Below are 18,054 nucleotides of genomic sequence, written 5' to 3' on the forward strand. Positions count from 1 at the left end.
GCCTGGCTGATAGCAGAAAGCGCCCGGCAAGGTAACAAACTCTCTCCCGTCTCTCTCAGCAATTGGTTTAAGAAAGGCTGAAAGCTGCGGCGGGCCGATCGCGGCGGGACGTGCGAGCGGCAGCGGCCGCGCGTGCGCGGGATCGGGGCGGGGATCGGAAGATCTTGCTGCGCGGAACCGACGCCAGCAGCGCAGGGGCCGGAGGATGGCGCACCATCCCGTCCGGTCCAAAAAGCCACCTTTTCAGGAGAAGTGGCGCGAGTGACGGGGCTCGAACCCGCGACCTCCGGCGTGACAGGCCGGCGCTCTAACCAACTGAGCTACACCCGCGAACTGTGTCGGTGGAGGGGGCACCTAGTGGAGCCCCGCCCCCCTGTCAACATGGGCCGGCATCATTTTCTGAGCTCGGGCGGCAAAGCCGCATCCTCGTCCTGATGCGTGTTGGTGAAGGTGCCTTCCGCGAACAGGAAACCGGCGATGTCGGGCCAGCCCGCGGCATCGAGGATCGTCTTCAGGATGATCAGCAGCGGAACCGCGAGCAGCGCCCCCGCGGTGCCCCACACCCAGCTCCAGAAACTGAGCGCGACGAGGATCAGCAACGGGTTGATCGTCAGCCGGCGGCCGACCAGCATCGGCGTCAGCACATTGGCCTCGACCAGGTGGACCGCGACGAACAGCAGCGCGGGCACGAGCGCATAGCCGAGATCGGAGAAGGTCATCAGCCCGCCGACCGCGAGCAGGCCCGCCGCCACGATCGGCCCGAAATAGGGGACATAGTTGAAGATCGCGACGAGGCCGCCCCACATGATCGGGCTGGGCATGCCGGCGAACCACAGCATCAGCGAGACGAGGACGCCCATGCCGATGTTCACCGCGGTGATCGTCGCCAGATAGGCCGAGGTGCGGTCGACCATCTCCTGGATCACCCGCGCGGTCGTCATCGCGCTCGAGAAGCTGCCGCGGCTGGTGATCGTGCGGCGGCGCATCCGCGTCCAGCTCGACAGGAAGAAATAGACAACGAGCGTCGCGAAGACGAGCTGGACCAGCGCGTGCGGCGCCGAGCTGGCGACATAGTCGAACAGCGAGTTGGGTTCCTGCACGGTCACCGTCCGCCCGCGCGCGGTGTTGCGCAACAACGATCCCATCGTCTCGTCGACGAAGCGTTCGAACGAGGAATAGATGTCGATCAGCGGCGAGAGATTCTTGCGGATCAGCTGGATGCGCGACGGCAGCCGCGCGAACCATTCGGTCGCCGGGATGATCACCGAGGCGATCGCCGCATTGGCGAGGCCGAGGAAGATGATCACGCACAGCAGCGCCGCGAGCGGCGACGGCAGGCGGCGCCGCTCGAGCCATTCGAGCAGCGGCACCATCGCCACCGCGATCACCAGCGCGATCGTCACCGGCAGGAAGAATTCGGAGCCCGAGCGCAGCGCGAACGGAATCGCCAGGATGATGCCCGCCCCGGCGGTCAGCGCCAGCCAAGCGAGCAGCCGATCGCGGCGATAGGCCATCTCGACCTGCCCGGCCATCGATTCGCGCAGGGCGTCGACCATGGGCTGCGAGCCTGCCGCAATCGGCTGCTCCTGCCGGTCGACCACTTCCTCCTGCATCGATTCGCTCCGCCGCTCCACACCCGATTCCGATTATCGCCACCGCCCGGAGATGTCGTCAGCCGATTGCTTTCGCGCCGCCGCCGCCGTCCTCGATATTATTACGACAACACAACAGCTTCATGGCGAAGATATGGCCGGTTGCGTTAGCAGCTGCACAAAAACACAATATGTTGGGGTTCCTCAGCCCATCTCGGCGATGAAACGATTCGTCGTGCGTTTCTTGACTCCTCGGCGGCCCCGGCCCATTGCGCGCCGAAATCAGGTCGTCCGGGGCACGACGTACTTACCGCCTCCTGCCGACAAGACGTGAAAGAGCATCTCGCCCTCAGTGTTTGAGGTTTTCGGGCGAGCATGGGCTTTTGCGCACGACGTGGAGTACTGAATGTCCGCCAAACTGGCTCAACACCCGCTCATGCTGGCCGCGATGCTGATCGCCGCCGCCACGGGCGCCATGGGCATAGCGGCCATTCCGGCGTCGCAACCGACGCTGGCCTATCAGGTTACCCCCCAGTTCGTCGCCGACGACGCCGTCGCCGATGACGGGATCGACGAGGTCCTCTTCAAGGAGGCCGTCAATACCAGCAAGGTCGACCGGCAGCTCGAATGCATGGCCAAGGTCGTGCTGCACGAAGCCGCCAACCAGACGCGCAGCGGCCAGCTCGCCGTCGCGCAGGTGATCATGAACCGCGTCGGCCAGGACCGTTTCGGCGAGAATGTGTGCGAGGTCGTCAACCAGCCCGGCCAGTTCTTCCACACCGCCTCGTTCAATCCGCGCCGCGACACCGATCGCTGGGCCACCGCGGTCGAGGTTTCGCGCCAGGCGATGGCCGGCGATGCCGACCAGGTCGTCCCCGGCGCCGTCTTCTACCATTCCGCGCATCAGCCGCCGAACCGCTTCTTCCGGACGCGCCAGCGTCTGTCGATGGTCGGCGACCATGTGTTCTATCGGTAAAATCGCTAACCGACATCAGATCGGAGAGGGTGCGGGGGCCCGGCGGAAACGCCGGGCCCCTTGCTTATGGCGCATCGCCGATTAAGCCGGCGCCATGTCCCGTTCCACCCGCGCCACCCAGTTCCTGACCCAGGCGAAGATCGCGTACGGCGTCCTCAGCTACGATTACGACCCCGGCGGCGAGCGGGTCGGCCTGCAGGCCGCCGAGGCGCTGGGCGAGGATCCGTGCCGGGTGCTCAAGACGCTGATGATCGAGATCGACGGCCGCCCCGCCTGCGCGGTCATCCCGTCCGACCGCGAGCTGTCGATGAAGAAGGCCGCCGCCGCGTTCGGCGCCAAATCGGCCCAGATGATGAAGCCCGCCGACGCCGAGCGGATCACCGGCTACCATGTCGGCGGGATCAGCCCGTTCGGCCAGAAGAAGCGCGTCCCCGTGGCGATCGAGCAGGCGGCGATGGCGGAAGCGCTGGTCACCATCAACGGCGGCCAGCGCGGGCTGCAGGTGCGGCTGGCCCCCGGCGATGCGGCGAAGGCGCTGGGCGCGGCGGTCGCGGCGCTGGTGGCCGATTGATCGACTTCGCGGAGCCGGGGATGCGTGCGCAAACGCTACCCCTTTCGCCGGGATGACGGCGAAGAGGGCGGAGACGGAAGGAAGAGGCGGTTCACTGCGTGCCGGCGGGGGCCTCTTCGCCGAAGCGTTTCGCCTGGACCTGCTTCCAGCGGGCGTGGAGCGCGTCGCGCGGGGCGGTGATCCCGATCCCGTCCATCGTCGCCTTCCAGCCGGCCGCCAGTTCCGACGCGCGCTGCTGCCGCTGGCTCACGGGCTTCTCGTCGACCCAGGCCGACAGGGTGCCGGCATTGGCGAATAGCAGGACCAGCGCCGCCACCGCGATCGTCACCGTCGTCCAGGCGAGCGGGTCGCCGTCCCCGATCGGCTCGCCGGGCAGGTCGACCGGGGAGACCAGCTCATGCTCCTTCATCCTGCGCGCCATCGGACCTCCGTCAGAACTGGTAGTAGATGAAGGGCGCGACCCCTTCGAAGCGCATCGCGTCGACGAGGATGATCGTCGCCGCCACCAGCAGCCCGAGCACCGGGGCGGGCAGCAGCCGCAGCCGGAGGGCGATGCCCTGGGCCAGCAGCGGCGGGGTGAAGTGGAAGGCCATGCCGAGCAGCATCAGCCCCGCCAGCAGCGGGGTGGTGAGCCCGTTGCTCCAGTCGCCGCTGCCGAGCCCGCCGAGGAAGGCGATCGCCGCGTCGAAGCTCTCGGCGCGGAAGAAGATCCAGCCGAGCGTCACGATGTGGAAGGTGACGAGGATCGCCAGCGGCCTGGGCAGGCCCGGCAACCCCATCTTGCGCCACAGCGTCTCGATCACCTGGACGCCGCCATGGAGCCCGCCCCAGATCAGGAAGGTCCATTTGGCGCCGTGCCAGAAGCCGCCGAGCAGCATCGTCAGCATGATGTTGCGGCACTGCATGGCGAGTCCGCCGCGATTGCCGCCCAGCCCGATATAGAGATAGTCGCGCAGCCAGCTCGACAGGCTGATGTGCCAGCGCCGCCAGAAATCCTGCAGCGAGGAGGCCCGGTAGGGCTGGTCGAAATTGCGCGGGAAGCGGTAGCCGAACAGCGCGGCGATGCCGATCGCCATGTCGCTATAGGCCGAGAAGTCGCAGTAGATCTGCACCGCATAGCCATAGGCGGCGAGCAGCAGATCGAGGCTCGAATGCGCGGACGGGTCGAAGAACACCGGGTCGACGAGGTTGACCGACAGCTCGGAGGCGACGACCGCCTTCTTGAACAGGCCCCAGACGATCAGCAGCAGCGCCATCGACACCATCTCGCGATTGAGCCTGGGGGTCTTCGCGAACTGCGGCAGCAGGTCGGCGCCGCGCACGATCGGCCCCGCGACGAGATGGGGGAAGAAGGACATCAGCAGGGTTATGTCGAGCAGCGACGCCGCGCGCAGCCGCCCGCGATAGACGTCGATCAGGTAGGACATGCCCTGAAAGGTGAAGAAGGACACGCCGACCGGCAGCACGATCTGGAGCAGCGGCAGGTCCCGCGCCATGCCCCAGCCGGCCAGCAGCGCACCGAGCTGTTCGAGGAAGAAGTCGTAATATTTGAAGAAGCCGAGGATGCCGAGATTGGCGACCACCCCGACGGTGACGATCGCCTTGCGCGTCGCGTGCGACCGCGAGGCGTCGATCAGCCATGCCGATCCCCAGTTGATGAAGGCCGACAGGATGAGCAGCGCGACGAAGCGCCAGTCCCACGCGCCGTAGAAGACCCAGCTCGCGACGAGCAGCAGGATCTTGCGCCATTCGTTGCTCGCCGACACCGCCCAGACGAGGACGAAGGCAACGAGGAAGAACAGCCCGAAGTCGAGCGTCGGGAACAGCATCTAGCGGATCATCTTCAGAAGAACGTCATTCCAGCGAAAGCTGGAATCTCCCTGCCTTCCCGGCCGGCCGAAGAAAAGGGAGATCCCGGCTTTCGCCGGGATGACGTAAAGGAGACTGCCACCCCCCATCACCAGCGCCACCCCGCGCCCGCGGCGGCGTCGAGGTCGGCCTGGAGTCGCGAGGCGATCTCCTGGCCGCCGGCGCTGTTGTAATGAACATAGTCGGGGCGCATCCGGGTCGGCTGCAGCTTCACCCAGGCGACCGCCGTGCAGCGCCCGCCCATCCGCGCCTCCCAGTCCCAGAAGCCCAGCCGCAACTGGTGCGCGACCTTGCGCTGGACCTCGCGGACCGCCTTCAGGCCGGGCGGCGGGAAGAGCGGCCGGGCCGTGATCGCCCAGCCGACGCGCGGCTGGCTGGCGACCGACGCGGCCGTCGCCGGCAGCAGCGGCGCGGTGGGCTTGGCGACCGACGCCTGCTCGCCGAGCGCCTCGAGCACGTCGTCGATCGCGTCGGCGGTGCGGGGTTGCTGCGGCGGCGTCTGCGCGGGCGGTTCGGCGGCGAGCGGCGGCAGCGTCACCGGTTCGATGCACGGCGCGGGGGTGACGGTCGGCGCGTTGTTGAGAAGCTCGTTGCGGCGGGTCAGCGCATCGGGCGCGCCGAGCAGCAGGATCGGCACGCGCCCCGCCAGCCGGCGGATGCGCCCGATCTGGCTGCGCAGCGCGATCTCATATTCCTGCGGATTGATCCGCGGCGAGAAACCCTCGTTGGTGCCGAAGGCGATGACGATCAGGTCGGGATCGTAGCTGCGCAATTCCTCGGCGACGACCGCGTCGTCGTTGCGGCTGAAATGGATGAACTGCGACCCGACCACGCCGAGATTGGACAGGGCGACCCCGCCCGCGTCGCGGAAGGTGGCCCAGCTGGTGATCGTCACCGGCCCGCCCTCGGTCACCACCGACACCGCCGGCTGCAGCCGGTCGAAGCGCATCTCCTTGCATTCGGGACGGGTGATCAGCGAGCCGAGTTCCATCCGCTCGGTCTCGCCGCCGACGCTGATCGCGAGCGTGCCCGCCCCGGGCTCGGCGATCGCGCAGATCACGAAGCGGTTGAAGGCCTCGAGCGCCGAGGCGGTCAGCCCGATCCGCGCGCCCTCCATGCTCGAGGTGATGCTGAAGCCGGAGAGGCCCAGCGCACCGCGCGGGCTGCGCGAACCGGGGCCGAAGATCGAGGAGATGTTCCAGCCGCCGGTCATCTCGACGCTGACCCCGCGCGGGCCATAGCCCTGGAAGGGCCGGCCCGGCGGCAGCACCCCGCGCCCGCCGCTGCCGTAGCGGGCCTGGAGCAGGTCGCGCCACGCGCCGGAGATCGCGTCCCCGGCGGTGTGGCTGTCGCCGATCTGGAGGATGTGAACCGGCTTGCCGCCGCCGCCCCGCGCCGCAGCCAGCTTGTCGAAATAGGGCTTGAGCACGGCATAGTCGCACAGCCCGCCGGCGCAGTCGGCGGTGACGGCGGGCGCGGGCGCCGCCGCGAGGGCCGCAGCGGCAAGGGCGATCGCGGCGATCATCGACGGTCGGCGTCGGGGCGGGCGGCGTCGGGGCGGGTGGCCTCGTCGCGCAGGTCGGGGGGCAGGAGATCGGCGGGCGCTCCCCTGGCGGGCGGCAGCACGGGTTCGGGCGGCGGCGGCGCCTTCGACGCCCTGGGCGTTTCGGGCAGATCCGCCAGCGGGTCCTCGAGCTTCGGCACCTTCGGCGCGACCTTCACCGGCGGCGGCACGACCAGCGGCGTGGGCGCGACCACCGGCGGCGGCGGCGCGCCGTCGCCCGCCCGGCCGCGCGCCTGGTCGACATAGGAGCGGATGCGCCCCGACAGGCCGCGGGTGATGCGAATATAGCCGTTCATCGACATGTGGATGCCGTCATTGGCGCGCATCAGCTGCGGCTTGCCGGTGGCCGGATCGGGCAGATAGGCGGCGTAGCGCCCCTCGCCGTCCACCGAATAGGGCGCGGTCTCGATGAAGGCGACGCCGAGGCGGCCCATCAGGTCGCGGTAGAAGGCGTTCATGCGGACGACGTCGGCGTCGTAGGCGGCCTCGCGCATCTTGGGCAGGCCGACCCAGTAGACGATCGCCCCCTGCCCGCGCAGCATGGCGACATAAGAGGTCACGCGCCGCGCGATCGCCGCCTTCCAGTTGGGGGTCAGCAGCGCGTAGACATGGCCGCCGTCGGCCACCCCCATCATGTCGTTGGCGCCGAAGGAGATCACCGCGATGTCGACCGGCGCGGATGCCAGCCGGGTGCGGTCATGCTCCTCCAGGTTGAGGGTCTTGTAGCGGGTGAAGCCGGTCGCCTGCTGGCTGTACTTGATGACCTGGTAGCCCGACTTGCGGCTGAGCTGATTGTAGAGCGCCGACCAGATGCCGTCGCCGAAGCTGTCGCCGAACACCCCGATCCGCACCGGGCGGCCGGCCGCGATCGCGTTGACGATGCCGGGCTGGATCGGCCGGGTCTCGGCGACCACCGGCGGCTGGGGCAGCGCACCCGGCTTCGTCTCGGGCGGCTTTTCGCCGGGGACGGTGGCCGCATTGCCGGGACCACCGGGAAGGCCGAGCGCCTCGGGCGCGGGCGCGCTTTCGCCGCCCATCGCGACGGGCACCTCGACCTGCTGCCGGACGCCGAAGGCATATCCGATCGCGGCTCCCGCCGCGACACCCAGGAACAATACCGCCGTCCGATCGAACAGAAACAGCCCCGCCCTCATCGCTCCACCCGCACACACTCCCGATACGAACCGACGCGGCTGGAGGAAACTCAGCGGAACGCGATCGCCGCCGATGTCCTTAATATGGCGCGCGCGCGCCTGTCGAGCCGCTTCGGGCGGCCCGACCCGTCTGGATCACGGCTGGGCAGGTAATGGCGGGGCGGAAGGGTCCGCCTTCTTCATCATGCCGAACGCGGGCATGCGATCATTGGGGGGCGAGACGCTTCCCACCGTCGTCACCCCGGGCTTGACCCGGGGTGACGGTGGCGGTGGTGGTGTACGCGGCGTCAGGCGTTGGCCGGCTGCGTCCCGAACAGGTTGCGGCGGCGCTCCTCCTCGGTCGGTTCGGGCAGGTCCTTGAACCGGTCGGGCACCGCATAGGCGCGTACCGTCGCCGGCCGCGCGGCGATCGCGTCGAACCAGCGCTTGAGGTGGGGGAAGTCGCCGAGGTCCTGGCCCTGCCGCTCATGAGGGACGATCCAGGGATAGCTCGCCATGTCGGCGATCGAATAGTCGTCGCCCGCGACGAAGGCGCGGTCGGCCAGCCGCGCGTCGAGCACGCCGTAGAGCCGGGCGGTTTCCTTCACATAGCGGTCGATCGCATAGGGGATCTTCTCGGGGGCATAGCCGCTGAAATGATGGTTCTGCCCGGCCATCGGGCCGAGGCCGCCCATCTGCCAGAACAGCCATTGCAGCACCTCGGCGCGGCCGTGCAGCTCCAATGGGATGAATTTGCCGGTCTTCTCGGCGAGGTAGAGCAGGATCGCCCCCGACTCGAACAGCGACACCGGCGCGCCACCGCCGGCGGGATCGGTGTCGACGATCGCCGGGATGCGATTGTTCGGCGCGATCTTCAGGAAATCGGCGGCGAACTGGTCGCCCTTGCCGATGTTGACCGGATGGACGGCGTAGTCGAGCCCGGCTTCCTCGAGGAACAGGGTGACCTTGTGGCCATTGGGGGTGCCCCAATAATGAAGTTCGATCATCGCATCCTCGGCATGGCGTTGAGGATGTTACAGATCGGTACGTCGGGGGTCGGAGTCAAGGGTGAACTTAGCCCCGGTCCTCTTTTGGCAGAATGATCGTTCATCCTGTCCCGCGCTCGTCACCCCGGGCCTGACCCGGGGTCCCGCTTCCTTTCCCGTCCCTCGAATGGGGCAGGGCGCGGCTGGGTCGCCACGTCTGCACGATCGCCGGCTGCCATCCGAGACGCCGAGAAGCGGGACCCCGGGTCAAGCCCGGGGTGACGGGTGCATGGAGATCCATCAGGGCGCCCGGTGGATGCCGAAACGGGCGTCATCGTTCGACGCACGAGACGCTCCCACGCTCGTCACCCCGGGCCTGACCCGGGGTCCCGCTTCCTTTCCCGTCCCTCGAACGGAGGCAGAGCGCGGGCCGGGTCGCCACGTCTGCGCGATCGGCCGGCTGGCCGCTCCGAGACGCCGAGAAGCGGGACCCCGGGTCAAGCCCGGGGTGACGAATGGGAGGAAGGCGAGGCGCTCGGCTTCGCCCCTGCCCCCTGCCCCCTGCCCCCCGCTCCCTGCCCCCCGCCCCTCACCCCCGCGCCCGTGCCTCGACCAGCTGTTCGAGGATGGTCAGCGGCAGCGCGCCTTCGAGCAGGACCTGGTGGAACTGGCGGAGGTCGAACTTCGCGCCCTGGATCGCCTTCGCCTTCTCGCGCGCCTTGATCCAGCTCATATGGCCGACCTTGTAGCTGCACGCCTGGCCCGGCCAGACGCAGTAGCGATCGACCTCGCGCTGGGTGCGGGGCCGCGCGAAGCCGCTGGCGGCGACCATATAGTCGGTCGCCTGCTCGCGGCTCCACCGCTTGTAGTGGATGCCGGTGTCGGTGACGAGGCGGACCGCGCGGAACAGGAAGCTCTGGAGGAAGCCGACCCGGCCGATCGGGTCCCCGGCATAGACGCCCATCTCGTCGGCGAGCTGCTCGGCATAGAGCGCCCAGCCTTCGACATAGGCGCCGAACGGCGCGATCTTGCGCAGCATCGGCAGGTCCTTGGCCTCCTGGGCGAGGCTGATCTGCAGATGATGGCCGGGGGTACCTTCATGATAGGTGAGGCTGGGCAGGCCGTAGCGCGGCCAGTCCGCCGTATCCTTGAGGTTGATATAGTAGATCGCCCCGCGCGAGCCGTCGAGCGCGGCCGAGTTGTAATAGCCGTTGGGGGCGCCGTCCTGGATGAAGGGCGGCACGCGCTTCACCTCGAGCGGCGCCTTGGGCAGCGTCGCGAAGGCCTGGGGCAGCTTCGCGTCCATCGCCTTCACCAGCCCGTTGATATAGTCGATCAGCTCGGCGCGGCCCGCGTCGGTGTTGGCGAAGAGCTGCTTCGGGTCGTTGTTGAGCGCGGTCAGCCGCTCGCCCACGCTGCCCTTGGTCATGCCCTGCGTCCTGAGGATCGCGTCGATCTGGCCGCTGATCTCGGCGACCTGCTCGAGGCCCATCCTGTGGACCTCTTCGGGCGAGAGGGTCGTGGTCGTCGCGTTCATCAGCGCATCGGCATAATATTCGTCGCCCTTGGGCAGGCGCCAGCAGCCCGCGTCGTGCACGGCCGCCTTGCGCAGCCCGGCGACGAGCGCGATCTGGCGGTCGAGTGCGGGGAACACCTCGGCCGCGACGATCTTCCCCGCCTCGGCGCCCCAGTCGCCGGCAATGTTCTTCTCGCCGGTACGGCGGACGATCGATTCGACCAGGACCGTCCCGGCGGCGGGCTGGTCGCGCAGCGCCCGGAGCTGGCCAAGCGCGAGATCGAGGCAGAAATCGGGCGCGAAGACGCCGAAGCGGACATCGTCCTGCTGGAAGCGGGTGCTTTCGTCGAGCACGCGCGCGAATTCGTGCAGGCGGGCGAGATAGGCGTCCGCATCCGCCCTGGTCTCGATCACATGCTGCGAGTCGAGGAAGTCGGGGATGAAGGAATAGGGACCGCTGAGCTGGCTGATCGCATAGGGGGCAAAATAGCCCCCGGTGCTGCCATAGGAATATTTGGCGCCGCCCTTGGTGCGTTGATCGTACATGTAGACAACGACGTCGTAGTTGAGCTGCGCGCCGGGCGACATCGCGGCGCGGTCGAGCTTGCGGAGGGCGGCGAGCGACAGCTTGTCCTCGGCCAGCGACCTGGCTTGGTCGGCCTTGGTATAGATGTCGAGCCGGGTCTTGCGCGCAGCATGCTCGCCCTTGTCGAGGCCGAGGCTGGTGGCGGTTTCGGGGCTGCGGTCGATCTGCTTGCGGAACAGGTCCTCGACCATGGCGGCGAGTTGCCGGTCGGCGGGGTTTCCGGCGGCGGCCTGGGCCAGCCGGGGCATCATCCCGACGAGCAGGGCGAGACCGGCCCAGCCGATGAATTGACGTCTATCCATGAAATGCTTCTCCCGGAGCGGGTTATGCGCGGGAGACTATCGGGGGATTCTGCAGAGGCAAGACTGTATTAGCTGCAAAATACAGTTGTTCGTTGTGCCTCAAGCGCCGGCGGTCGCATCCGCGACCTTGGCTGTCCTCGCATAAGCTCGGGCGGCCGTTCGGCCTTGCGGGGCGCTGACGCGTCCCGTACCGCCGCAAGAGTTGATCGTCGGAGCCCGCAAGGGCTCCGCGAGCGCGAAGGCGCGCCCGAGCTTATGCGAGGAAGCCAAGCAGGACGGATGTCCTGCGCCCGGCATCTGAGGGCAAAATCAAAGGAAGTGGGGAGCTTCTGTTGCCCGGTGCTCCCCGTACCGCTGGATTCCGCTTCTGTTGCCCGGTGCGGACCGAACCGCGCTAAGCCTAAGTAACTTTGTCCGTGAGGACTAGGTTACGCGGCGATCGCGAGTGCTTCGTTATCGTTAGCACTTGTGAGTTTGAACGGTTTTACGGCTCATTCAGGCCGGGCAAAAACATCGCCTTTGAATACACGTCGATCCTAGTTCGGCCCCGTCATGAAGTCCGAAAACCGGGCTTCGTGGTGGAGCCGCCGGGTACCGCCCCCGGGTCCGCTGCATCTATTTCGCGACATCATTTATCACCATAGCCGGGCAAGCCCGGCACGACCGATATAGGGGCGTGCGCAGCGGATTTGAAGAGGGATAGTCGTCCCTCGACGCATGAGGCCGGTCGAGGCCGGCCCGTCAGCCCTTCTTCTTCAGCTCGGCCAGTATCTCGCGCAGCAGGACGACATCCTCGGGCGGGGCCGCGGGCGCCGCCGGCTTGGCCTGCTCCGCCCGGTTCAGCCGCTGCACGAAACGGACCAGCAGGAACACCACGAAGGCGATGATCAGGAAATTAACCGCGACGGTGACGAACTGTCCGAAGCCGATCAGCGGAACCCCCGCCTTCTTCAGGTCCGCATAGCTGGTGACCGATCCGGCAAAGTCGGCGGGGATCGCGCCGAGCCGGACGAAATGGCTCGAAAAGTCGAGCCCGCCGGTGAGATACCCGATCACCGGCATGATGATGTCGTCGGTCAGCGACGACACGATCTTCCCGAAGGCGGCGCCGATGATCACCGCGACGGCGAGATCGACGACATTGCCCTTGTTGATGAAGGCCTTGAAATCCTGAAACATCCCGGGGTTCCCCATATGCTTGGTCGTGGCGCGATCATCGCGTCCATGCAATAAAGGTCAAGCGGGCCATTGAAGTTCGTTACGCCTCGCTTAGCTAGTCCGCTAATACAGTCGATATCAGGGAAAGATCCGCAGATGACCATCGACCGCCGCTTTTCCGTCGCCCTCCTGGCTCCCGTCGCCGCAATCGCGGTCACCGGGTGCGGCATCAACAGCGTGCCGACCGCGCAGGAGGAGGCCAAGGCGAAATGGGCCGACGTCCAGACCCAGTATCAGCGCCGCGCCGACCTGATCCCCAACCTGGTCAACACGGTGAAGGGCTATGCCGCGCAGGAGAAGACCGTCCTGACCGACGTCACCAACGCCCGCGCCCGCGCGACGGGCATCCAGCTGTCGGGCGACGACCTGCAGGACCCGGCCAAGGTCAAGGCCTTCGCCGACGCGCAGGCCCAGCTCAGCGGATCGCTCGGACGGCTGCTCGCGGTTTCCGAAAACTATCCCGAGCTGAAGTCGAGCGAGCAGTTCCTCGCGCTCCAGAGCCAGATCGAGGGCACCGAGAACCGCATCGCCATCGCGCGGCGCGACTATAACGAGTCGGTGCGCGCCTATAATGTGCTGATCCGCACCTTCCCGACCGCGATCGGCGCCAAGGTCTTCCACGGCGCCCAGCCGATGCAGCCGTTCGAGGCCAGCGCGGGATCCGACAAGGCGCCGACGGTGAATTTCTGAGGATAAGAACCGTGGCGAACGCAGCGATGAGCCCCCGCCCCCTGGCAGGGAGGGGGATATCGGGGTTGTGGCCCCTCGTGCTCGCGGCATTCGTCCTGCTGCTCGCCGTCCCGGCCTTCGCGCAGAACTTCCCGCCGTTGACCGGCCGGGTGGTCGACAATGCCAGCCTGCTCTCCCCCGAGCAGCGGGCCGCGCTCGAGGCCAAGCTGACCCAGCTCGAACGGCAGAGCGGCCGCCAGATGGTCGTCGCGACGGTCCCCAGCCTCGAGGACCAACCGATCGAGGATTATGGCTACAAGCTCGGCCGCGCCTGGGGGCTGGGCGACAAGAAGGCCAATGACGGGCTGCTGCTGCTCGTCGCCCCGAACGAGCGCAAAGTGCGGATCGAGGTGGGTTACGGGCTCGAGCCGATCGTCACCGACGCGCTGTCGAGCGTGATCATCAACCGCCAGATCCTGCCGCATTTCAAGCAGGGCGACATGGCGGGCGGCATCGCCGCGGGCGCCGACGCGCTCGTCCAGCTCCTGCAGCTCCCGCCCGACCAGGCCGAGGCGCAGGCGCAGAAGATCGTCGCGAACGACCGCGAGCAGCGCGAGGGCGGCTTTCCGATCGCGCTGATCTTCTGGATCGTCGTCATCCTGTTCATCGCCGGATCGAGCATCGCCAGCCGCTTCGGCGGCGGCCGGCGCTATCGCGGCGGCGGCGGGCCGATCGTCCTCTGGGGTCCCGGCTGGGGCGGCGGCGGGGGCGGCGGCGACCATTGGGGCGGCGGCTGGGGCGGCGGCGGCGGCGGCGGCTTCTCGGGCGGCGGCGGGTCGTTCGGCGGCGGCGGATCGTCGGGGAGCTGGTGATGGCGCGGACCCCGAGGATCGACGAAGCCGACGTGGCCCGCGTGACCGACGCGGTCACCGCCGCCGAGGCGCGCTCCGACGCCGAGATCGCGACGATCGTCGCCGAGCGCTCGGACAATTACAACGACGTGCCGCTGATCTGGGCGGCGCTGGTCGCGCTGCTCGCGCTCGCGGTCTACGCGGCCTTTCCCGATGGCTATATCGGCCTGCTCGATCGCTTTACCGGCGGCTGGCACGCCTGGACGATGCGCGAGTGGATGACCGTGCTGGTCTTCGCGACGGCGATCAAGTTCCTGGCGACCCGCTATATCGTCGGCTGGTGGCCGCTGCGGATGGCCTTCACCCCCGGCCGGACCAAGACCCGGCGGGTGCGCGCGCGGGCCGTGGCGCTGTTCAAGGCGTCGACCGAGAACCGCACCGCGAGCCGCACCGGCGTGCTCGTCTACCTGTCGCTCGACGAGCACCGCGCCGAGATCGTCGCCGATAGCGCGATCGTCGCCAGGGTCTCCCCCGATGCCTGGGGCGCGGCGATGGCGCTGCTGATCGACGGCTGCAAGGCCGGCCGGCCCGCCGACGGCATGGTCGCCGCGGTCGGCGCGATCGGCGACGTGCTGGCCGAGCATTTCCCGCGCACCGGGACCGACCCCGACGAGATGCCCAACCGGATGATCCGCCTGTGAGCGATCCGGCCGAAAGCCCTGTCGAGCTGATGTGGCAGGGCCGTTTCATAGCGGCCAAGCGCGAGGGAAAATGGGAATATGTCGGCCGCGCGCGCAACATCCGCGCCGCGGTGATCCTCGCGGTAGACGACGGCCACGTCATCCTGGTCGAGCAATATCGCGTGCCGCTGAAGCGCTACTGCATCGAGCTGCCGGCCGGCCTGATCGGCGACGAGACCGAGGGCGAGGCGGTCGAGCTCGCCGCGGCACGCGAGCTGGAGGAGGAAACCGGCTACCGCGCCGCGCGGATCGACGATCTCGGCGAGTTCTCCTCCTCGCCCGGCATGGTGTCGGAGACCTTCACCCTGGTCCGCGCGACCGGGCTGGAGAAGGTGCATGACGGCGGCGGGGTCGAAGGCGAGGATATCATCGTCCACCGGGTGCCGCTCGACGGGGTGACCGAGTTCGTCGCGGAGCAGCGGGCGCTCGGCAAGATGATCGACGTCAGGGTGCTGCTGCTGCTGGCGGGGGATATCCTCAACCCCTGACCGTCATGCCGGCGAGACCCCAGCCTTCGCTGGGGTGACGCGATGGGACGAGGGTGCGCCGGGATCAGAGGTTGATCGGGCCGACCATGAAATTGTCGGCATAGGCCTGGAGCTTGAGCTTCTTCTCCGGACCCGCGACGACATGGGCGGTCAGGCCCGCGCTCTCGGCATAGGCCTTGGCGGCTTCCAGGGTCGGGAAGGTCAGCCTGACCTGGTCGCGCGTGTCGCCCGAGCCGGCCCAGCCGGTCAGCGGATCGGGGCGCTTCGCCTCGGTCGGTTCATGCTCGAGCACCCAGCTGCCGGTCCGCGCGCGGCCCGACTGCATCGCATTCTTGATCTGCTGATAGATACGCGCATGCGCCATGATGACTGTCCCGGAGGCTGAACTTCGCGTTTCGCCATGCCGCAGCGCGGCGACGGTCGTCAAGGCCGCAGCGCGGGAGCCGTCGTCAGGAACGCTGCATCGCCTTCTTGGTCCGCAAGGTCGGGTCGGCCGCCGCCGGATCGTCGGGCCAGGGGTGGCGCGGGTAGCGGCCGCGCATTTCCTTGGCGACGGCGGACCAGCTTCCCTTCCAGAAGCCGGGCAGGTCCCTGGTGGTCTGGATCGGCCGGCCGGCGGGCGAGGTCAGCCGCAGCGTCAGCGGCACCCGCCCGCCCGCGACCATCGGGTGCACCGCGAGGCCGAACAGCGCCTGCGGCCGCACATCGACCGCCGGGCCGCCCTCGGCCGCATAGTCGATCGGGTGGCGGCTGCCCGCCGGCGACTGGAGATGCTCGGGGGCGAGCCGGTCGAGCTCCTGCCGCCCGTCCCAGCCGAGCAGGCCGTAGAGCGCATTGGAGAGGTCGGCCGACGAGATGTCCGACAGGCGGCGCTTGCCCTCGACCAGCGGCGCGAACCAGTCGTCGAGGGTCAGCATCAGCGTGGCGTCCGACAGGTCGGGCAGATCGCCATGGCCGGCGGCGAAGGCGGCGCGGGCGCGCAGGGCCGCGACCCCGTCGGGCCAGGCGAGCAGCCCGAAGCCGCGCGTGCGGACGGCATCGATCAGCGCCGCGCCGATCATCGCCGGGGAGGCGGTCTCGTCGCGGCCCGAGGCGAGCACGATCGCGCCCAGCCGCCGTTCGCGCCGCGCCTCGACCGCGCCGGTCGCCGGATCGAAGCGGGCGGTGCGGCGGATCTCGACCTGGTCGGCGAACAACCTTTCGACCTCGTCGAAGGCGATCGGCGCCGCCGACAGGATGCGTGCGCCCGAGGCGGCGCCCTGGATCTCGGCGACCGCGAGCCATTCGTTGCGCGCCAGCGGCGAGGCCGGATCGAGCCGGAAGCCGCGGCCGCCGCGCGAGATCCAGTCCTCGCCCGAGGCCGAGCGCCGCCGCGCCACCCGGTCGGGATAGGCGAGCGCGACGCAGTCGGCGATCATCGCATCGTCGCGGCCGCCCCTGCCCGCCAGCCGCGTCCAGCGCGCGGCCAGCTGGCGCGCGCCCTCGGCCCGCTTGCCGCGCTCGCCGCGCCAGCGCCGCAGCCGCAGTTCGAGGTCGGCGTCCGATCCGCCGAGCCCACGCTCGGACAGCAGCACCGCCACCTCGGCCGCCGTCTCGGCGAAGCCGCCCTCGGCGGCGCGGATCAGCATATGGCCGAGGCGCGGCGGCAGCGGCAGCGCGGCGATCGCGCGGCCATGCGCGGTCGGACGCCCGTCGGCGTCGACCGCGTCGAGCCGCGCCAGACGCTGCCGCGCCTCGCCGATCGCGGCCTCGGGCGGCGGATCGAGCCAGCGCAGGCTGCCCGGATCGGCGACGCCCCACAGCGCGCAATCGAGCGTCAGCGCCGACAGGTCGGTCTCCAATATCTCGGGCGGGTCATATCGGGGCAGGCCGGCGGTCGCCGCCGCCTCCCACAGCCGGTAGACGATGCCGGGCTGCTGGCGCCCCGCGCGGCCGGCGCGCTGGGTGGCCGCCGCCTGGCTGGCCCGTTCGGTGACGAGCCGGGTCATCCCCGCCGCGCGATCGTAGCGCGGCCGGCGCGCGAGCCCCGAATCGACGACGATGCGCAGGCCGTCGATGGTGATGCTGGTCTCGGCGATCGCGGTGGCGAGGACCAGCTTGCGCTTGCCCGGCGGCGCGGGCGCGATCGCGGCGCGCTGCTCGGCCGGTTCGAGCGATCCGTGCAGCCGGTGCAGCACGACGTCGGCGGGCAGGCCGTCTTCCAGGCGCTCGGCGGTCCGCTCGATCTCGGCGACCCCAGGCAGGAAGGCGAGCAGGCTGCCGCCCTCCTCGGCCAGCGCGCGGCGGATCGTCGCGGCCATGTCGTCCTCGATCCGCTTCTCGGCCGAGCGCGGGGCATGGCGGATCTCGATCGGGAAGCCGCGCCCCTCGCTCTCGACCAGCGGCGCGCCCCCATCGGCTTCGGTGGCCATCAGCGCGGCGAAGCGGCCGCCGTCGAGCGTCGCCGACATGGCGACGAGGCGCAGATCGGGCCGCAGCGCCGCCTGCGCGTCGAGCGCGAGCGCGAGGCCGAAATCGCTGTCGAGGCTGCGCTCGTGCACCTCGTCGAACAGCACCGCCGAGACGCCGGGCAGCTCGGGATCGGCCTGGATGCGGTTGACGAAGATCCCCTCGGTCACGACGAGGATGCGGGTCTGCGGCGACTGGCGCGTGTCGAGCCGGGTCGCATAGCCGATCGTCCGGCCGACCGGCTCGCCCGCCAGCTCGGCCATCCGCTCGGCGGCGGCGCGCGCGGCGAGGCGGCGGGGCGACAGCAGCAATATCTGCCCCGCGCACCAGGGCTGCCCGAGCAGCGCGGGCGCCACCGCCGTGGTCTTGCCCGCGCCCGGCGGCGCGACGAGCACGGCGTTGGGCGCCTCGCGAAGCGCGGCGATCAGATCGGGCAGGACGGCATCGATCGGCAGCATGGGGTGGGGTTTATAGCAACGTCATCGCAGCGAAAGCTGGGATCGCATTTTTCTTCCGGGCCGGACAAGGCAGCGAGATCCCAGCTT

At 69.1% G+C, this 18,054-nt stretch carries 16 protein-coding genes, 1 tRNA gene and 1 other RNA gene; 6 read left to right on the forward strand and 12 right to left on the reverse strand.

Features of this window, described 5'->3' with window-relative positions:
• Positions 1–253: 253 nt before the first annotated feature.
• Both ASE22_RS22385 and ASE22_RS22390 read right to left on the reverse strand, forming a co-directional pair.
• Positions 254–330: transfer RNA gene (locus tag ASE22_RS22385), tRNA-Asp, on the reverse strand.
• A gap of 62 nt (positions 331–392) precedes the next feature.
• Positions 393–1,613 (reverse strand): AI-2E family transporter, encoded by a 1,221-nt coding sequence (locus tag ASE22_RS22390; RefSeq protein ID WP_056366098.1) that lies wholly within the window; start codon positions 1,611–1,613, stop codon positions 393–395.
• 385 nt (positions 1,614–1,998) lie between these two features.
• Here ASE22_RS22390 and ASE22_RS22395 point away from each other — a divergent pair, with 385 nt between their 5' ends.
• Complete coding sequence (locus tag ASE22_RS22395) at positions 1,999–2,568, forward strand: cell wall hydrolase (protein WP_056364870.1); 570 nt, start codon at positions 1,999–2,001, stop codon at positions 2,566–2,568.
• A 94-nt stretch (positions 2,569–2,662) separates the two neighbouring features.
• Positions 2,663–3,139 (forward strand): Cys-tRNA(Pro) deacylase, encoded by a 477-nt coding sequence (gene ybaK / locus ASE22_RS22400; RefSeq protein ID WP_056364871.1) that lies wholly within the window; start codon positions 2,663–2,665, stop codon positions 3,137–3,139.
• Between the two features lie 91 nt (positions 3,140–3,230).
• Here ybaK and ASE22_RS22405 read toward each other — a convergent pair whose 3' ends face one another.
• The 8 genes from ASE22_RS22405 to mscL all read right to left on the reverse strand — a co-directional run bounded on the left by ASE22_RS22405 (position 3,231) and on the right by mscL (position 12,274).
• Entirely contained in the window at positions 3,231–3,560 is a 330-nt protein-coding gene (locus ASE22_RS22405; protein WP_056364874.1) for a hypothetical protein, read from the reverse strand.
• A 10-nt stretch (positions 3,561–3,570) separates the two neighbouring features.
• A complete protein-coding gene (locus ASE22_RS22410; RefSeq protein ID WP_056364877.1) occupies positions 3,571–4,968 on the reverse strand; it encodes an MBOAT family O-acyltransferase in 1,398 nt (465 codons plus the stop codon).
• A 128-nt stretch (positions 4,969–5,096) separates the two neighbouring features.
• Positions 5,097–6,533, reverse strand: coding sequence for a GDSL-type esterase/lipase family protein (locus tag ASE22_RS22415; protein ID WP_056364880.1), 1,437 nt, complete (start codon positions 6,531–6,533; stop codon positions 5,097–5,099).
• Positions 6,530–7,726 carry an SGNH/GDSL hydrolase family protein gene (locus tag ASE22_RS22420; protein ID WP_056364885.1) on the reverse strand — a complete coding sequence of 399 codons (1,197 nt, stop codon included), beginning with the start codon at positions 7,724–7,726 and terminating at the stop codon, positions 6,530–6,532. Before ASE22_RS22420 ends, ASE22_RS22415 begins: the two co-directional genes overlap by 4 nt.
• A gap of 287 nt (positions 7,727–8,013) precedes the next feature.
• A complete protein-coding gene (locus ASE22_RS22425) occupies positions 8,014–8,712 on the reverse strand; it encodes a glutathione binding-like protein (protein WP_056364888.1) in 699 nt (232 codons plus the stop codon).
• A 568-nt stretch (positions 8,713–9,280) separates the two neighbouring features.
• Positions 9,281–11,095 (reverse strand): DUF885 domain-containing protein, encoded by a 1,815-nt coding sequence (locus tag ASE22_RS22430; protein ID WP_056364893.1) that lies wholly within the window; start codon positions 11,093–11,095, stop codon positions 9,281–9,283.
• Positions 11,096–11,451: 356 nt separating this feature from the next.
• Positions 11,452–11,793: a transfer-messenger RNA gene (gene ssrA / locus ASE22_RS26370) on the reverse strand.
• A gap of 43 nt (positions 11,794–11,836) precedes the next feature.
• Complete coding sequence (mscL, locus tag ASE22_RS22435; protein WP_056364896.1) at positions 11,837–12,274, reverse strand: large conductance mechanosensitive channel protein MscL; 438 nt, start codon at positions 12,272–12,274, stop codon at positions 11,837–11,839.
• A 135-nt stretch (positions 12,275–12,409) separates the two neighbouring features.
• On the opposite strand from mscL, the gene ASE22_RS22440 reads away from it, so the two are divergent.
• Genes ASE22_RS22440 through ASE22_RS22455 form a run of 4 tightly spaced genes read left to right on the forward strand, consistent with a single transcriptional unit; the run spans position 12,410 to position 15,061 of the window.
• Complete coding sequence (locus ASE22_RS22440) at positions 12,410–13,003, forward strand: LemA family protein (RefSeq protein ID WP_056364900.1); 594 nt, start codon at positions 12,410–12,412, stop codon at positions 13,001–13,003.
• Positions 13,004–13,029: 26 nt separating this feature from the next.
• Positions 13,030–13,854: a TPM domain-containing protein gene (locus ASE22_RS22445; protein ID WP_082545581.1), complete on the forward strand. Its 825-nt coding sequence runs from the start codon at positions 13,030–13,032 to the stop codon at positions 13,852–13,854.
• On the forward strand, positions 13,854–14,534 hold the full coding sequence (locus ASE22_RS22450) for a TPM domain-containing protein (protein ID WP_056364907.1): 681 nt from the start codon (positions 13,854–13,856) through the stop codon (positions 14,532–14,534). The genes ASE22_RS22445 and ASE22_RS22450 overlap by 1 nt, the downstream gene beginning before the upstream one ends.
• A 29-nt stretch (positions 14,535–14,563) precedes the next feature.
• Positions 14,564–15,061, forward strand: a complete 498-nt coding sequence (locus ASE22_RS22455; protein ID WP_056366101.1) for an NUDIX hydrolase — start codon at positions 14,564–14,566, stop codon at positions 15,059–15,061.
• Between the two features lie 64 nt (positions 15,062–15,125).
• Here the strand turns inward: ASE22_RS22455 and ASE22_RS22460 are convergent, their stop codons facing one another.
• Together ASE22_RS22460 and hrpB are read right to left on the reverse strand one after the other, a co-directional pair.
• Complete coding sequence (locus tag ASE22_RS22460) at positions 15,126–15,425, reverse strand: ETC complex I subunit (RefSeq protein WP_056364910.1); 300 nt, start codon at positions 15,423–15,425, stop codon at positions 15,126–15,128.
• Between the two features lie 85 nt (positions 15,426–15,510).
• On the reverse strand, positions 15,511–17,967 hold the full coding sequence (gene hrpB, locus ASE22_RS22465; RefSeq protein WP_056364913.1) for an ATP-dependent helicase HrpB: 2,457 nt from the start codon (positions 17,965–17,967) through the stop codon (positions 15,511–15,513).
• Positions 17,968–18,054 lie beyond the last annotated feature (87 nt).

This window comes from Sphingomonas sp. Root720, from assembly GCF_001428605.1.
Lineage (GTDB): Bacteria > Pseudomonadota > Alphaproteobacteria > Sphingomonadales > Sphingomonadaceae > Rhizorhabdus.

Excerpts from the sequence above, each read along its gene's own strand:
- ASE22_RS22390 (WP_056366098.1), bottom strand. The coding sequence starts at position 1,613 with ATGCAGGAGGAAGTGGTCGACCGGCAGGAGCAGCCGATTGCGGCAGGC.
- ASE22_RS22395 (WP_056364870.1), top strand. The coding sequence starts at position 1,999 with ATGTCCGCCAAACTGGCTCAACACCCGCTCATGCTGGCCGCGATGCTG.
- ybaK (WP_056364871.1), top strand. The coding sequence starts at position 2,663 with ATGTCCCGTTCCACCCGCGCCACCCAGTTCCTGACCCAGGCGAAGATC.
- ASE22_RS22405 (WP_056364874.1), bottom strand. The coding sequence starts at position 3,560 with ATGGCGCGCAGGATGAAGGAGCATGAGCTGGTCTCCCCGGTCGACCTG.
- ASE22_RS22410 (WP_056364877.1), bottom strand. The coding sequence starts at position 4,968 with ATGCTGTTCCCGACGCTCGACTTCGGGCTGTTCTTCCTCGTTGCCTTC.
- ASE22_RS22415 (WP_056364880.1), bottom strand. The coding sequence starts at position 6,533 with ATGATCGCCGCGATCGCCCTTGCCGCTGCGGCCCTCGCGGCGGCGCCC.
- ASE22_RS22420 (WP_056364885.1), bottom strand. The coding sequence starts at position 7,726 with ATGAGGGCGGGGCTGTTTCTGTTCGATCGGACGGCGGTATTGTTCCTG.
- ASE22_RS22425 (WP_056364888.1), bottom strand. The coding sequence starts at position 8,712 with ATGATCGAACTTCATTATTGGGGCACCCCCAATGGCCACAAGGTCACC.
- ASE22_RS22430 (WP_056364893.1), bottom strand. The coding sequence starts at position 11,095 with ATGGATAGACGTCAATTCATCGGCTGGGCCGGTCTCGCCCTGCTCGTC.
- mscL (WP_056364896.1), bottom strand. The coding sequence starts at position 12,274 with ATGTTTCAGGATTTCAAGGCCTTCATCAACAAGGGCAATGTCGTCGAT.
- ASE22_RS22440 (WP_056364900.1), top strand. The coding sequence starts at position 12,410 with ATGACCATCGACCGCCGCTTTTCCGTCGCCCTCCTGGCTCCCGTCGCC.
- ASE22_RS22445 (WP_082545581.1), top strand. The coding sequence starts at position 13,030 with ATGAGCCCCCGCCCCCTGGCAGGGAGGGGGATATCGGGGTTGTGGCCC.
- ASE22_RS22450 (WP_056364907.1), top strand. The coding sequence starts at position 13,854 with ATGGCGCGGACCCCGAGGATCGACGAAGCCGACGTGGCCCGCGTGACC.
- ASE22_RS22455 (WP_056366101.1), top strand. The coding sequence starts at position 14,564 with ATGTGGCAGGGCCGTTTCATAGCGGCCAAGCGCGAGGGAAAATGGGAA.
- ASE22_RS22460 (WP_056364910.1), bottom strand. The coding sequence starts at position 15,425 with ATGGCGCATGCGCGTATCTATCAGCAGATCAAGAATGCGATGCAGTCG.
- hrpB (WP_056364913.1), bottom strand. The coding sequence starts at position 17,967 with ATGCTGCCGATCGATGCCGTCCTGCCCGATCTGATCGCCGCGCTTCGC.